The organism is Pleomorphovibrio marinus, from assembly GCF_003347495.1.
Taxonomy (GTDB): domain Bacteria; phylum Bacteroidota; class Bacteroidia; order Cytophagales; family Cyclobacteriaceae; genus Pleomorphovibrio; species Pleomorphovibrio marinus.
This window is the reverse complement of sequence record NZ_QCXY01000001.1, coordinates 391,417-405,649: the sequence shown is the minus strand read 5'-3', so window position 1 is coordinate 405,649 and position 14,233 is coordinate 391,417. Positions and strand designations below refer to the sequence as shown.

General features: G+C 44.0%; 11 protein-coding genes. 5 read left to right on the top strand and 6 right to left on the bottom strand.

Annotated features, from left to right (window positions below; genetic code table 11):
* Positions 1-413 precede the first annotated feature (413 nt).
* The gene (locus DB520_RS01785) at positions 414-1,400 is read right to left on the bottom strand and encodes a M28 family peptidase (protein WP_114747946.1); all 987 of its coding nucleotides are present in this window, start codon (positions 1,398-1,400) and stop codon (positions 414-416) included.
* Entirely contained in the window at positions 1,390-2,883 is a 1,494-nt protein-coding gene (gene cysS / locus DB520_RS01780) for a cysteine--tRNA ligase (protein WP_114747945.1), read from the bottom strand. The genes DB520_RS01785 and cysS overlap by 11 nt, the downstream gene beginning before the upstream one ends.
* A gap of 151 nt (positions 2,884-3,034) precedes the next feature.
* On the opposite strand from cysS, the gene DB520_RS01775 reads away from it, so the two are divergent.
* The 4 genes from DB520_RS01775 to DB520_RS26940 all read left to right on the top strand — a co-directional run bounded on the left by DB520_RS01775 (position 3,035) and on the right by DB520_RS26940 (position 8,126).
* Positions 3,035-3,508, top strand: coding sequence for a ribosome maturation factor RimP (locus DB520_RS01775; protein WP_114747944.1), 474 nt, complete (start codon positions 3,035-3,037; stop codon positions 3,506-3,508).
* A gap of 5 nt (positions 3,509-3,513) precedes the next feature.
* A complete protein-coding gene (nusA, locus tag DB520_RS01770) occupies positions 3,514-4,761 on the top strand; it encodes a transcription termination factor NusA (RefSeq protein ID WP_114747943.1) in 1,248 nt (415 codons plus the stop codon).
* A 69-nt stretch (positions 4,762-4,830) separates the two neighbouring features.
* On the top strand, positions 4,831-7,857 hold the full coding sequence (gene infB / locus DB520_RS01765; RefSeq protein WP_114747942.1) for a translation initiation factor IF-2: 3,027 nt from the start codon (positions 4,831-4,833) through the stop codon (positions 7,855-7,857).
* A gap of 65 nt (positions 7,858-7,922) precedes the next feature.
* On the top strand, positions 7,923-8,126 hold the full coding sequence (locus DB520_RS26940) for a hypothetical protein (protein WP_114747941.1): 204 nt from the start codon (positions 7,923-7,925) through the stop codon (positions 8,124-8,126).
* A gap of 36 nt (positions 8,127-8,162) precedes the next feature.
* Here DB520_RS26940 and DB520_RS01755 read toward each other — a convergent pair whose 3' ends face one another.
* From DB520_RS01755 to era, 4 genes are all read right to left on the bottom strand, one after another.
* The gene (locus DB520_RS01755; protein WP_198675215.1) at positions 8,163-9,095 is read right to left on the bottom strand and encodes a sugar phosphate isomerase/epimerase family protein; all 933 of its coding nucleotides are present in this window, start codon (positions 9,093-9,095) and stop codon (positions 8,163-8,165) included.
* Positions 9,096-9,157: 62 nt separating this feature from the next.
* Entirely contained in the window at positions 9,158-9,757 is a 600-nt protein-coding gene (locus tag DB520_RS01750) for a hypothetical protein (RefSeq protein ID WP_198675214.1), read from the bottom strand.
* A gap of 116 nt (positions 9,758-9,873) precedes the next feature.
* Positions 9,874-11,187, bottom strand: a complete 1,314-nt coding sequence (gene der, locus DB520_RS01745; protein WP_114747939.1) for a ribosome biogenesis GTPase Der — start codon at positions 11,185-11,187, stop codon at positions 9,874-9,876.
* Positions 11,188-11,200: 13 nt separating this feature from the next.
* Positions 11,201-12,088, bottom strand: a complete 888-nt coding sequence (gene era, locus DB520_RS01740; RefSeq protein WP_114747938.1) for a GTPase Era — start codon at positions 12,086-12,088, stop codon at positions 11,201-11,203.
* Between the two features lie 401 nt (positions 12,089-12,489).
* Between era and DB520_RS01735 the strand changes: the two genes are divergently transcribed.
* Positions 12,490-14,229 carry an L-aspartate oxidase gene (locus tag DB520_RS01735; protein WP_114747937.1) on the top strand — a complete coding sequence of 580 codons (1,740 nt, stop codon included), beginning with the start codon at positions 12,490-12,492 and terminating at the stop codon, positions 14,227-14,229.
* The last annotated feature ends 4 nt before the right edge of the window (positions 14,230-14,233 follow it).

Here is a 14,233-nt window from a genome sequence, read left to right as displayed (position 1 = left end):
TAATAAGCTGTAAGGTGTACTTCCTATATTGAAAAGGATTTTTTGGAAAGCCCTGTACCAATTGGAAATCTGTTTTAATTCATTCTGATTAGAAAAGGGATTGATTTTTCTTTAAAAAATGGATAAAATCAATCTTACCTGGATTTCTTGCTTTTCAAAAGGGTGTAAGTGAAATTACATGTTAGATACATTTATTTTGCTATTCCATGAAGGGAATGTTTCCCAAAAAGATTTCCCAAAAAGTGCTACCAGTATCTTCCCCTTCTACCGAACGCTTATGGCATTGAAAAACCTCGAAACAACATTATTTTATCGCAAATTTCCAGCTTTGAAAACTGCTTGAAATATAGAGCAAGAAATTAAAATGTGCAACAAGTATTTTCTGTGATTTTTAGGTGAAAAGTCTGTGTTATTTATTCTTGATAAATGGTAAATAATACTGTCTCTCCCACTGCTTTCAGTGTTCTTTTATCAATCAAGTCCATATCATCTGCATGAGTATGATGGTAATGGCCAAACCCATAATCGGGACTGTACTCGATGATATTGATCATAGGAATATTGGCATTTTCATTTACGAATAAGTGGTCGTCAGTGATGGGCTCGGACTGTCGCATGATGAAAAAATCACTGTGTCCCAAGTGGTGCCCATATTTCCACACCTTGTCCACCACGTTTTTGGCGTACTGCACAGAATAACCTTCCTTGTAGAATCGTGCACCTCGACCTCCTACCATATCCACAAGAATCCCAAAATAGGCACTATAGGAAGGCTCATGTTTGTTTTTGGACCAATGTTGAGAGCCGAGACACCACCAAATAGTGGATTGGCTTCGGTTCTTTTTGGACTCGGGTTCCCCGTCATCTTCCCCATCAAACAAAATGATGTCTATCCCTACCTCTGGCTTGTTTTCCACTTCTCCCAATGTCCTGGCCACTTCCAAAAGTAGGCCTACTCCACTTCCTCCATCGTTGGCACCTGGTATAGCTTCGTCCTGTCTTTCGCTGTCTTTGTCTGCCACCCTTCTGGTGTCCCAGTGGGCAGCCAAGAGGATTCTTTTGCTAGCTTCCGGATTAAAGGAGGCAATTATATTGGTGAGGTCCCACTGAAGCCCGTCATGAGTGGTGGCAGTAAATTCCTGAAGTTCGACTCCCCAGCCAAATTCCTTAAATTTTTCTATCAACCACTGCCTGGTGTTTGCGTGACCAATGGTATTGGGAACCCTTGGCCCAAAATCAACCTGTTTTTGAGTATATGCATATGCAGAATCCTGGCTAAACGATGGGGCCTCCTTGTAGGTGACTTCTTCTCTTGTAACCTCTTCTTTGCTCCTTTGAGATTCACAAGCCGTGCCTACAATACTAAGCGTAATTAGTAGTATCAAAAAATTATTCTTCATATGCCCAGTCGATTTTGTTTTTCATGTCTTTCACTAGGATTCCCATCCGCTTTAAATCATTCCGGATTTCATCTACTTTATCATAATCTCGTGCCTGCTTTGCTCGGGCATACATTTTTAAAACCACCCTCAATAGCTCCTCCTGCTCCTCAGGTTTTTCCTCTACCAAACCTAGAACTTCCTCAATAAACCGAACATAGGTACGGATCATTTCATCAAACATCTCTTTTCCGAAAACGGAGGCCGCAAGCTGACCTGTATAAGCGGCATTGATTTTTTTGAGGATATTAAAGAGATGACCAATGGCCTGGGCTGAATTAAAATCATCATTCATGGCCCTAAACATGGCTTCCAGGCTATTTCGGACCTGCCCTATTTGTTTTTCGTCCTTTTCTACCTCGGGATCCTCTAGGTAGGTCATGGATTTGGCGATCCGGTAACCGTTGATCAGTTTTTTGTATCCCTTTCTGGCGGCTTGCAAAGCTTGGTTTGAGAAGTCCAGCGTGGACCGGTAGTGTGCCGTGAGGATGAAATACCTGACAGTCATTGGGCTATAGGCCTCTTCTAATACCTTGTGATCTCCGGCGAACAATTCCTGGAGGGTGATAAAATTCCCCAGGGATTTTCCCATCTTTTGGCCATTGATAGTGATCATATTGTTATGCATCCAATACTTTGCGGGGTCGGTATGGCTGCAGGCGTTGCCTTGTGCGATTTCACATTCATGATGTGGAAACATGAGGTCCATTCCTCCCCCATGGATATCAAAATGGTCTCCCAGGTACTTGCTGCTCATGGCGGTGCATTCCAGATGCCACCCCGGAAAACCAAGGCTCCAGGGAGAATCCCACTTCATGAGGTGCTCGGGAGAGGCCTTTTTCCAGAGTGCAAAGTCCACTGGATTTCTTTTTTCGGATTGGCCATCCAGCTCTCTACTTCCACTCATCAACTCCTCAACCACTCTTCCGGAGAGCCTCCCATATCTTTTTTTATCGTTGTATTTCAGGACATCGAAATAAACGCTTCCATTCACCTCGTAGGCCAAGCCTTCCTTAAGGATGTTTTCTACCAGTTTAATTTGCTCCGGGATATGCCCGGTAGCCCTAGGTTCAATATGTGGTTTTAGGGTATTGAGCAGCTCCATATCCTTGTGGTAAGAATCTGCATAAAACTGGGAAACTTCCATGGGTTCCAATTGCTCAAGTTTTGCCTTTTTCGCGATTTTGTCCTCGCCTTCATCAGCATCTGCCTCAAGGTGCCCCACATCGGTGATATTCCGTACATACCGAACTTTATATCCTAAGAACTTAAGGTAGCGATGTACTACGTCGAAAACGATAGCGGCCCTTGCGTGTCCAAGGTGTGCGTCACCATAGACGGTGGGACCGCAGACATACATCCCTACATTCGGGGGGTTGATGGGCTCAAATGGTTCTTTTTTTCTGGAAAGTGTGTTGTATATGTTTAGTGGATGTAATTGCATCCCGCAAATTTATCAAAAGTTCAATACTTTTTTTAGGAAAATAATTTTATTACCTTTGCAGGGTATAAGACAATTGCCAAGAGGGGACACGCAGTCCCCTCTTTCATTATGCAGCCAAGAAAGTGCTCAGTGAAGGTAAGCAGTAAAAAGTATGGATTTGGAACAAACGGTTTTCGAAATTGTAGAGAAACACCTACCCGACGAGAGCCACTTTATAGTAGAAATAAAAATAACCCAGCAAGGCTACAAAACACTACTCAGCATTCTCATTGATGCAGATGCAGGTCTTCATGTGGACAACTGCGCCTTGGTGAGCAGGGCTGTAGCGGAGGAAATCGACGCCAAAGAGCTGATTGAGGAGGCGTATGTAATAGAGGTGAGTTCGCCGGGAGTGGACTTTCCGCTAAGTTCGCGAAGACAATATACCAAGAACATAGGCCGTAACATTAGAGCCCAGCTAACAAGTGGTATGGACGTGGAAGGGGAATTGCTGGAAGTAGGGCAAATGGGTATAAAGATTAAGGTCAAGAAAAAGCCAAAAAAAGGTAAAAAAGCCATAGAGGAAACAACGGAATTGGCTTTTGACCAGATAAAAAAGTCAATAGTATTGGTCTCTTTTAAATAAACACAATGGATGCTAAAGTTCTAATAGACTCGTTTGCAGAATTTGCCAGGTCTAAAAATGTGGATCGACCCACTATGATACGTATACTAGAAGATGTATTCAGGGCGATGATACGAAAGAAATATGAGACAGATGAAAACTTTGATGTGATCATCAATGCGGATAAGGGTGATCTGGAGATCGTGCGGATCAGGGAAATCGTGGATGACAATTCAGAGGATATCTGGGACCATGACAAGATCAGTCTTTCCGAGGCGAGAAAAATCGAACCGGATTTCGAGATCGGAGAAGAGACTTACGAACGAATTGAGCTTGAGGACTTTGGAAGGAGAGCAGTCATGATGGCCAGGCAAACCCTCATTCAGCGGATCAAGGATCTGGAAAAGGATCTTTTGTTTCAGCAATATGAGGAACTGGTTGGGGAGATTGTCTCTGCCGAAGTATATCAAATATTGGGCAGGGAGATCCTCCTGATGGACGGGGAAGGCAACGAATTGGTGATGCCTAAGAGTGAGCAAATTGCAAAGGACAGATTCCGGAAAGGGGATTCTGTAAGGGCTATTGTCCATAAAGTGGAGATGATCAACGGTAATCCAAAGATCATTTTATCCAGAACTTCCCCCATATTTCTAGAGAGGCTTTTTGAAAATGAAGTTCCCGAGGTTTATGATGGGCTGATAACGATCAAAAAGATTGTAAGGGAACCCGGTGAAAGGGCAAAAGTGGCTGTAGAATCCTATGACGATAGAATAGACCCAGTTGGAGCCTGTGTGGGAATGAAAGGAAGTCGTATCCATGCCGTGGTAAGGGAACTGCAAAACGAAAATATTGATGTCATCAACTATACCGAAAACCTTGACCTATATGTTTCTAGGGCTTTGAGCCCAGCAAAAGTAACCTCATTGCAAGTCAACGAGGAAGACAAAAGGATTTCGGTTTACCTGAAGCCTGACCAAGTTTCTTTGGCCATTGGCAAAGGGGGATACAATATTAGGCTAGCCAGTCGTTTGGTAGGTTATGAAATAGATGTGTTCAGGGAACTCTCTGACTATGAAGAAGAAGAGGATGTGGACTTGAGTGAGTTTTCCGATGAAATCGACGATTGGGTGATACAAGAACTCAAAAAGACAGGGCTTGACACGGCAAAGAGTGTCTTGGCACTTACCAAAGAGGATTTGTTGAGGAGAACCGAACTGGAAGAAGAAACCATTTCGGAAATCTTTAGGATTTTGAAACAAGAATTTGAGCAATAATAAACGGTAGATTATTCCATCGGGCTTATATTTGCAAGATAAAAATAATACAGGAACAGGTTTTAGCTTATGTCAGAAGAAAAAATGATGAGATTGGGGCAAGTAGCCAGAAAACTAAACGTGGGCATTTCGACCATCGTGGAGTCTATGGCCAAAAAAGGCTTTGAGGTAGAAGGCAACCCCAACTCCAAGATCAGTCAGGAGCATTTCAATATGCTGGCCAAGGAGTTTAAGTCTTCTGCTCAGGAGAAGGAGGAGGCTTCGCACCTCTCAATAGGCAAGCGCCACAACGAAAATTTCACGATCAAAGCAGAATCTGAAATGGAGCCTGAGCAGGTCAGAAAAACTGAACCTGAGAAACAGCCTGATCCAAAGACTGCGCCAAAACCTGCACCTGATACTCCGGAAAGCACCTCCTCAACGGAGAAAATCAAGCCAGATGCTCCTAAGCTGGATGGATTGAAGGTGGTGGGGAAGATAGATCTGGAAGGAAAAAAGCCTGTTCCTAAGCCTGCGGAAGAAAAACCAGAAGTTCCAAAGCAGGAGCAAAAGCCTGCACCCCCTGCACCCAAAGAAGAGGAAAAGGAACAACAAAAACCCACCCCCCCTGCTCCAGAAGGGGAGAAAGTTCAGGAAGTTTCTTCAGATCCACCGGCTAAGGAGGCAGTAAAGACCCAAGAAAAGAAAGAGTCAGAAAAGCCTGAGGAACCTAAAGTTGAGCCTGCCTCAAAGCCTGAGGATTCTAAAAAGCCTAAGGAAGAGGAGAAGACCCCTGAACCTCAAAAAGAGGAGAAACCGGAAGCTCCTACCACTTCCCAACCTGAGCAAGCTAAGGAAAAACCCGAGGAAAAGGTCGAACCAAAGGAGGACAAGCCTGAACCTGAAAAAGAAGGAAAGGATAGGGTCATTTCTGCAAAAGCGGACTCTTTGAAAGGACTAACCGTTTTGGGGAAAATAGAACTTCCCAAGGATAAGCCAAAAAAGAAGTCCAAACCTGTAGCCTCCTCCGACGAAAAGAACAAGGAAAAGAAAAAAAGGCCAAGGAAAAGAATTGACAACAGGCCCAGAACGCCTGGTACAGAAGGCGCGAATAGAGGGCCTGGCGGACCTGCCCAAGGGCGGGGCCCAGCGAGCAGAAGAGGTAAACCCGCCGGACAACAGGGGGGTAGAGGAAAGCCGGGTCAAGGCCGTATGCAAAAGGCAGAGCCTACCCAGAAAGAAATTCAAGAACAAATTAAGCAGACCCTGGCACGTCTTCAAGGAGGTAAATCCGGGGGAGGAAGAAAAAATAGAAGAGATAAAAAGCAGGATAGGAACAAGGAAGTTGCTGAAACTCCCGATGACGGGAAAGTACTAAAAGTCACCGAGTTTATTTCTGCCAATGACCTTGCCTCCTTAATGGACGTTTCGGTCAATGAGGTGATATCCGTTTGTATGTCTCTTGGTATGTTTGTTTCCATCAATCAGAGACTGGACGCTGAAGCCATCACCATCATTGCTGATGAATTCAATTACGAGATCGAATTCACAAAACCCGATGAGGAGGAAGCCGAAGTTGTTTCTGAGGAAAGTGATGACTTACTGGATGATAGGGCACCTATCGTAACCATAATGGGCCACGTAGATCATGGTAAAACTTCTTTGCTGGATTACATTAGAAGGGCCAAGGTAACCCATGGGGAAGCGGGAGGTATCACGCAGCACATTGGGGCTTACGACGTGATGACTGAGGATGGCCATAAAATTGCCTTTTTGGATACTCCGGGTCACGAGGCTTTCACCGCTATGCGTGCCAGAGGTGCAAAAATAACCGACGTGGCTATTATTGTGATTGCCGCAGACGACAACGTGATGCCCCAAACAAAGGAGGCTATCAACCATGCCCAGGTGGCTGGGGTGCCCATGATTTTTGCTATCAACAAAGTGGATAAGGCTAATGCCAATCCGGATAAAATCAAAGAGGAACTTGCCAATATGAACCTATTGGTGGAAGACTGGGGGGGTAAATACCAGTCCCAGGAAATTTCCGCCAAAACAGGACAAGGTGTCGATGACCTGTTGGAAAAAGTATTGCTGGAAGCGGAGATACTAGAACTCAAAGCCAACCCCAACAAAAATGCGGTGGGTACTGTGGTAGAGGCGTCATTGGACAAAGGTAGAGGTTACGTGACCACCATAATGGTGCAAGCTGGAACCCTTAAAGTAGGTGACGTGATGCTTGCAGGACAACATTACGGAAGGGTAAAAGCGATGTTTGACCACCTGGGAAAAAAGGTAGAGACTGCTGGCCCGTCCACCCCTGTTCAGGTACTAGGGTTGAGTGGTGCCCCTCAGGCAGGGGATATCTTCAAAGTATATGATACCGAAAGGGAGGCGAGGGAAATCGCAAACTCTAGAGAACAAATCCAGAGAGAGCAGAGTCTAAGAACCAAGAAACACATCACACTGGACGAAATAGGCAGAAGACTTGCCATAGGTAGTTTCAAAGAACTAAACATCATAATTAAAGGGGATGTGGATGGTTCGGTGGAAGCTTTGGCAGATTCTCTGCTTAAACTTTCCAAGGAAGAGGTAAAAGTTAATATTATTCATCAAGGAGTAGGACAAATTTCTGAGTCTGATGTCCTGCTGGCCTCTGCCTCCGATGCAATTATCCTTGGATTCCAGGTTAGGCCTTCGGCAAATGCTAAGCGACTTTCTGAGCAGGAGGAGATAGAAATCCGACATTACTCTGTCATTTATGATGCGATCAACCAAATTAAGGATGCCATCGAAGGAATGTTGGAGCCGGAATTTGAAGAAGTGATCACAGGTAACATAGAAGTGAGAGAAGTGTTTAAAATCTCCAAGGTGGGAACAGTAGCAGGTTGCTATGTGACCGACGGATTTATACAAAGAAAAAATAAGATAAGGGTCATCCGGGATGGAATCGTTAAGCATGACGGGGATATTGATCAGCTAAAGCGATTCAAGGATGATGTCAATGAAGTGAAGAGTGGATATGAATGTGGAGTGTCCATCAAAAACTTCAACGATATAGAAGAAGGGGATACCTTCGAAGGGTACAAAATGGAAGAGGTAAAAAGAAAGAAATAAACAAACCACAAACACAAATTCAAGAAGGCAGCTTTTATGCTGCCTTCCTGGATTTTAGCCTTATCATGGAAACGCTTTCTATTTTCTTCTATGTGCTGGCATTGTTTTTCTCTTTTGCCTTACTGACAGGAATGGTAAAACCCATTTTTGTAGGGTGGTTTTGGGCAGTTTGCAACAGGGCCAAAGTGCTGACCCGTTATGGATCCCTTGCCTTGATTTGTTGGGCCACCTATTTTTTTATAGAAATCGTTTGGGCACCACTACATTAGCCCCACCCAACTTACGGACTGAAAATCAATCCAAATTTAAACCGCAACTCCTGCTTTATTGGCTTCACTTCGGATATATCCTGAGGCCTTATCGTATTCTTCTTCCCCACTCAGATGTTCCATAAGCAGGGGAATATCTTCCAATTTGCTCAGTTCTTTCAAAAAGACCTGATAGTCCAATAGGCCAAGCCCGGGTCTTATCTCCTCAAACTTTGGCAAATCAGTACCGGACAGGATTACGATATCCTTTGCGTGACAGCTCTTAATATGGGGGGCAAGCTTTTTAAAACACTCTTTGATAAAAGCCCCATTGTTATACAGCAATTGAGGACTTGAAAGTATGTTAACAGGGTCGAAGTGGACACCAAACTGAGGATGGTCTATAGCCTTAATAAGATCTAGATAGGAGTCGGGGGAATCCGGATAAGCCCAAGGCATGGGTTCCAGCACGAAAAAAGTCCGTTTTGGATTTACTTCCTTTAAGAGTTTCTTGGATAATTCCACAATCTCCTCAAAGGTTTCTTTGGTGAGGTTGTCCTCATGAGGGCCTGCCCAGTGTTCGGGATTCTTGGATCCGCTGATATTTACACAACAATTTGCTCCAATTTCATCTGCAAGGGCCAGGGAATCTACACTAAGGTCATAGGCCTCCTTGGCTTCTTGGTCACGTACGCTCAGCATGTTTTTCCAGATGCCCACCTCTGCAATGAGTATATCGGCTTTTTTGGCAGCCTCTTCATATTTTCGGATCTCCTCACCGGAGGCTCCAACTTTTACCGGGCAATAGGCTGTCCTGAAGTTTTTTTGCTTTACTGCCTCCACCCATTCTTCCGGGGACTCATATTTTCTGAAAATAGGGCCGCCTAGCCTCACGGATGGATTGGGCTCTGCATGAAGCGAAAGGGAGGGAGCCAAGGCAGAAATGGCAATTCCTTTGGCCGTAAGTTTATAAAAGGTTCTGCGTTTCATTTTTCTTGGGATTATAGAAATGTTTTTCTCAAAGATAAAAAAATACACTTCCGCTGTTGAAACTATGGGGTTTTTTCTGAAAAGAGGTTGTAGGCCACCATCACATTGGCAGCGGGATACAAGGCACCTCCACCATAGTCCATGTCCCAAGCAAATCCAACGCCAACATGAAAATTAAAGAAAAACCTACGGCTAATGGGACGTTGCATTCCCCAATGTACCTCCGCCATGGCGACGTTGTTGAGCCTTGGAGGAAGTTCCCCCAACACATCTTCCACGTTCGGGTCAGAAAGCGTTTGAGAAGCATATTTGATTTTACCCCCAAAAAAATTACCGGAATTATGTAAGGTGTTATCACTCCTCAAGACCATCTGCTGACGATTATAAGTATGTCGGTATCCTGCATTTAGATAGAATACCGGAGCACCGGTCAATGAAAAATTAAAATTCTCGGCTGTTCGATAATAACCACCCCCCATTCCTAGTCCAATATCAATAAGCCCCTTTTGGGACACGGGGTATTCCAAACCCACTCCTAGGCCCATAAAGCCTGCTTCAACTTTGGGAATTAAATCCACTGCTGGATCTCCCTGAGCATGGGATAAAAGGTTCATGCCAGAAAAAAAGAAACAGCATAGGAACAATCGTGTAAACAAATGCATGGCAGCTGGTTTGGTTTTAACAAAACAGCCACAATTAACATGCCCAAGCTGTTAAAAACTGGTTTTTTAGACTGGTACAATCCTCCTATCCCGTATTACCGATGGAAGAGTTTTTCTTATTTTTTCTTATAAACCAGCTTAATAGGAACCCCCTCAAAGTCAAAATTTTCTCTGAGTCTATTTTCCAAAAACCTTGTATAGGGGCTTTTAATGTACTGGGGTAGGTTACAGAAGAAAGCAAATACTGGATTCTTGGTTGGGAGCTGCGTGATGTATTTTATTTTAATATATTTACCCTTGTTGGCAGGTGGGGGATAGTGTTCGATTTCTGGCAGGAGCAATTCGTTTAGCTTAGATGTGGGCACCTTTTTTCGCTTGTTTTCATACACCTTCATGGCCAATTCTATCGCTTGGAAAATCCTTTGCTTGGTAAGGGCAGAGGTGAAAATGATGGGGATCCATTTGTGCTCGCCAAGCTTCTCCACCATTCCTTCCTTAAAGGCTTCCATGGTTTTATGGTCCTTTTCGATGAGGTCCCATTTGTTTACCATGATCATGATTCCCTTATTGTTTTTTAGGGCCAGTGAAATCAGGTTCACATCCTGAGATTCCAATCCCCTGGTAGCATCCACCATCACTATCACCACGTCGGAATCTTCCAGCTTGCGAAGTGACCGCATCACGGAATAAAACTCAATGTCTTCCGTAACCTTAGCCTTTTTTCGTATCCCGGCAGTATCGGTGATAATGAAATCCTGCCCAAACAATTTGTAACGGGTATCAATACTGTCCCTGGTAGTACCGGCCTCGTCTGTCACAATGGACCTTTCCCTGCCGAGTAAGGCATTCAGAAAGGAGCTTTTCCCGACATTAGGTCTTCCCAAGATGGATATCTTTGGGATACCGTCGTCTGGGTCTTCTTCCCCCACTTCGCTGAAATGGGTAATGATCTTATCCAGTAGGTCACCAATACCACTTCCAGAAGTTGCTGTAATAGGAAAAACCTGATCCTCCCCAAGTCCTAGAGAATAGAATTCATTAGCCATAAGGCTTTTTTCTAAATTGTCGGCTTTATTAGCTACTAGATATATCGGTTTTTGCGTTCCCCTAAGCACATTTGCGAATTCCTTGTCAAGGTCTGTAAGTCCGTCGTGGCAATCCAAAACGAATAAAATTACGCTGGCTTCTTCAATTGCAAGGTTTACCTGCTTTCTGATTTCCTTTTCAAAAACATCCTCGGACCCGGTCACGTACCCTCCTGTGTCGATTACGGAAAAATACTTGCCCCCCCATTGGGCATGGCCATAGTGCCTGTCCCGGGTCACCCCGCTCAGATTGTCCTCTATGGCCTTTCTTTCTTCCACAAGTCTGTTAAAAAAAGTGGACTTGCCCACATTGGGCCTGCCTACAATTGCTACTATATTTGCCATGTTTCCATACTTATTAGTCGTAACCGAATCTTTTCAATTTCTTTTTGTTTTTCCTCCAGTCATCCTCCACTTTTACAAAGGTTTCCAAAAAGACTTTTTTCCCAAAAAACACCTCCATTTCTTCCCTTGCCTGGGTGCCGACTTTCTTTAGAGCCTTTCCCTTGTCACCTATTATGATGCCCTTCTGGCTGTTTCTTTCCACATAGATCAGAGCCCTAATACGAATGATTTTTTTTTCCTCAATAAACTCCTCTATAGCAACTTCTGTGCTATAGGGAATTTCTTTTTTATAATTTAGAAAAACCTTTTCCCGAATAATTTCGGAGGCAAAGAAGCGCTCCGGCCTATCGGTAAGTTCCTGCTTGTCATAAAAGGGGGGGTGGAGAGGCAGCCGGTCAAGGATTTCCTGTAGTATCCTTTCCGTGTTGAAGTTTTCTATTGCGGATACAGGGATGATGGTTTCTACCTTGAGGCGATTGGTCCAGTATTCGGTAACCTCCTCCAATTTGTTTTCTTTGTTGAGATCAATTTTATTGACAACAAGTAAAACAGGTACTCCCGATTGGTTGATTTTTTCCAATACATCCTCAATCTCATCCGCAGTTTCAAACAGGTCTGTCACAAACAGGATAACATCTGCATCCTCCAGGGCCATATGCACAAAACTCATCATGTTTTTATGCAGTTCATATTTGGGCTTAAGCATGCCCGGAGTATCCGAGAAGACGATTTGATAATCCGGCTCATTGATGATCCCCATAATGCGATGCCGCGTGGTTTGGGCTTTGGAGGTGATGATGGACAGTTTTTCACCCATAAGCAAGTTCATCAGCGTGGACTTGCCCACATTGGGTTTACCTATGATGTTTATAAATCCTGCTTTGTGGGTGCTGTTGTCCATGCCTCTTCAAATTTTTCACAAAGGTACGTGATTTTTTCGAAGTGTAGTGAGTAACAGTGGTATTAGACCAAATAAAGTTTGGCGTAAATTGGATATAAAAATCCAGTAGGGACCTTAAAGGTTGATTTTTCAGACAGACTGCCTCAAGCCATCTCCCATTCTGCTAGCGTTGTCTTTGTCCATTAAACCGGCCAAAAAGCTTTCTGAACTTGGGGTAAAACAATTGGAATGGGTTTCACCACATTTTCGTGCATTTTATAACTAGGATTCCTGGATTCAGCATCTATGGCCCACCTGTACGGGTTTTGGTTCCGTTTTTGTTTGGATTTAGTAGGTGTCAAAAATTTTCATCGAAAATTTTTAATGCGAAAACCTAAACCAACTAGCTTAATTAGAAGGATATGATATTACCGGAAGTAATTCGAGAGGAGAAAGTAGACGTTCTGATCATAGGTGCCGGCGCGGCTGGGGTTAGAACTGCCATAGCCCTACACCATTACAATATTTCCTGCAAACTGGTCACCAAAAGAGAGTTTGGGGATGCACATACCATAATGGCATCTGGGGGAATTAATGCGTCCTTGGGTTCTCTGGACCAGGAGGACAATTGGGGTATCCATGCAGCGGACACACTCAGAGAGGGACACTTCCTCAATGACCCTAAAATAGTGGAACATGTATGTAAATTTGCTCCAGAAGCTGTTAAAGAGCTGGATAAGTGGGGTTGCCCTTTTAACAAAACCGATGCAAATAGCATCAATCAAAGATTTTTTGGTGCCCAATCGTTTAGAAGAACCTGCTTTGTAGGGGACCGTACAGGAAAAGCGATTCTGGATACTCTGGTAAGCAAAGCAAAATCATTGAAAATCCCCTGTCAGGATGGGGTTTATATTTTTCACATTCTTAAAGCAAAAGGCAGAGTGGTAGGGGCATTGGGGCTAGACAAAAAAAAGGGTGATTTTATCCATTTCAAAAGCTCTTGTGTGGTGCTTGCGGCAGGAGGATATGCCTCTATCTATGAACGTTCATCTTCGAGAAAAGACGAAAACTTGGGAGACACCATTCACCTTTCGTATCATGCAGGTGCAAAATTGATGGATATGGAAATGGTTCAGTTTCATCCCACAGGCATGACAGCTCCAGAGTCCTATATAGGTAAATTAGTGACCGAAGCAGTACGTGGAGAAGGTGGATTCCTATTTAACAATAACGGGGACCGTTTTATGACCGAATATTCGCCAGAGAAAAAAGAACTAGACGCGCGAGATGAAGTAGCAAGGGCAATTGCGAAAGAAATTGAAATGGGAAATGGAACCGAAGAGGGTGGGGTGTATTTGGATATCACACATAAGGATGCCGATTTTATTAAGGCTAGATTGCCCAAAATGTACAATCGGTTCTTAGCACTCGGGGTGGATATGTCCAAAGAAGCTATTCAAGTGGCTCCCACTTGTCACTATTCGATGGGCGGCGCAGAGGTGGACCTTCAATCGGGAGCCACCAATGTCCCGGGATTGTTCGCCGTGGGAGAAGCCATCAGTGGCATGCATGGAGCAAATCGGCTCGGAGGGAATTCATTGATCGAAACCCTAGTCCTAGGAAACTCCTTTGGCCAAAAAATTGCCGAAACCTTTGAGTTTTTGGAGGACAAAGAAAACACGGGGGAGGTGAAGAAGCAGGCCAATGAATACTTGCAAAATATAATAGGCTGTGAGGATCCCGGGGTATTTATCCAGAAAATTAAAAAATTGATGTGGAATCACGCGGGAATCATACGAAAAGAAACTTATTTACGGAAGGGTCTGGAAGAACTTGAAGCTTTAAAAGCAGAAATAAAGGGGTGCGCTAAGCCGATTTCCAAACTTAGTGTTGACCTGATTTGGCAAAATCTAGACCTCAGGAACGTGGTGCTTTCTTCGGAACTTGTTCTCAAGACTGCTTTGTACCGTAAAGAATCCAGAGGTGCACATTATAGGGAGGACTATCCCAGGACCGAAGAGGATTGGAAAAAGAACATTTTGGTGTATATGGGGAAGGATGGTCGGTTTCAACTTGAAACCAAATTGCCAGGACCTGTATCCGAAGAGGTGGAAAAAGCCCTGCAGAGCAATTATTCGCTTTCCTACCATCAATTGGAGTAGAGTC

Excerpts from the sequence above, each read along its gene's own strand:
- DB520_RS01785 (WP_114747946.1), bottom strand. The coding sequence starts at position 1,400 with ATGAAGAATAATTTTTTGATACTACTAATTACGCTTAGTATTGTAGGC.
- cysS (WP_114747945.1), bottom strand. The coding sequence starts at position 2,883 with ATGCAATTACATCCACTAAACATATACAACACACTTTCCAGAAAAAAA.
- DB520_RS01775 (WP_114747944.1), top strand. The coding sequence starts at position 3,035 with ATGGATTTGGAACAAACGGTTTTCGAAATTGTAGAGAAACACCTACCC.
- nusA (WP_114747943.1), top strand. The coding sequence starts at position 3,514 with ATGGATGCTAAAGTTCTAATAGACTCGTTTGCAGAATTTGCCAGGTCT.
- infB (WP_114747942.1), top strand. The coding sequence starts at position 4,831 with ATGTCAGAAGAAAAAATGATGAGATTGGGGCAAGTAGCCAGAAAACTA.
- DB520_RS26940 (WP_114747941.1), top strand. The coding sequence starts at position 7,923 with ATGGAAACGCTTTCTATTTTCTTCTATGTGCTGGCATTGTTTTTCTCT.
- DB520_RS01755 (WP_198675215.1), bottom strand. The coding sequence starts at position 9,095 with ATGAAACGCAGAACCTTTTATAAACTTACGGCCAAAGGAATTGCCATT.
- DB520_RS01750 (WP_198675214.1), bottom strand. The coding sequence starts at position 9,757 with ATGCATTTGTTTACACGATTGTTCCTATGCTGTTTCTTTTTTTCTGGC.
- der (WP_114747939.1), bottom strand. The coding sequence starts at position 11,187 with ATGGCAAATATAGTAGCAATTGTAGGCAGGCCCAATGTGGGCAAGTCC.
- era (WP_114747938.1), bottom strand. The coding sequence starts at position 12,088 with ATGGACAACAGCACCCACAAAGCAGGATTTATAAACATCATAGGTAAA.
- DB520_RS01735 (WP_114747937.1), top strand. The coding sequence starts at position 12,490 with ATGATATTACCGGAAGTAATTCGAGAGGAGAAAGTAGACGTTCTGATC.